General features: G+C 40.5%; 2 pseudogenes. One reads left to right on the top strand and one right to left on the bottom strand.

Features of this window, described 5'->3' with window-relative positions:
* A pseudogene (locus tag ABN217_RS19485) lies at positions 1-338 on the top strand (L-aspartate oxidase); the annotation flags it as partial.
* A 29-nt stretch (positions 339-367) separates the two neighbouring features.
* Here the strand turns inward: ABN217_RS19485 and ABN217_RS19480 are convergent.
* A pseudogene (locus ABN217_RS19480) lies at positions 368-681 on the bottom strand (tRNA (adenosine(37)-N6)-methyltransferase TrmM); the annotation flags it as partial.

The raw sequence follows: 681 nt of genomic DNA, 5'->3' as shown, positions 1-681 counted from the left end.
GGGACGATAGCTTAGTTCATAATTCAGATGAGCAAGTGATCATTCAACATAACTGGCATGAATTACGATTATTTATGTGGGATTACATGGGGATCGTCAGGACGACTAAACGGCTGGAAAGGGCTTTACGGCGGATCCATATGTTACAACAAGAAATTCATGAATATTATGCAAACTTCCGTATTTCAAATAACTTACTGGAATTAAGAAACCTTGTTCAAGTCGCTGAATTGATGGTTCGCTGTGCTCTAGAACGTAAAGAAAGTAGAGGGTTACACTATACACTAGACTACCCTGAACAACTTGAGCACTCAGGCCCCACTATTCTCAAACCTTAAATCGATTAGTAGCCAGCGACTGTTGGCTACTAATATTTTAAATAAAACTCGCGGATCAATTGCTGAAAATCTTCGGTATAAACCTGACTATCAACCTCCTTCAATGCCAATGTTGACACATTAGGCTCTACAAAGGTCAACTTCAGGCCTAGTAGCATGCGATGAAACGCCGTGGTTGATTTATCTTGGATATTGATTCGATACGCGGTGAACCACCCTTCCTTATTTGCCATTATTTCAACTTTTTCACCGACTTCATAAGGTAAAACAAGGCATAACACCCCATCAGCGACTAAGCATTGCTTAGCACAATCAAGTAATGTTTCATGAGTCAGTGTCGCAG

The organism is Proteus sp. fly-1067 (assembly GCF_040139345.1).
GTDB lineage: Bacteria > Pseudomonadota > Gammaproteobacteria > Enterobacterales > Enterobacteriaceae > Proteus > Proteus vulgaris_B.
Note: the sequence above shows the minus strand (reverse complement) of the source record. Positions and strands in the feature narration are given on the sequence as shown.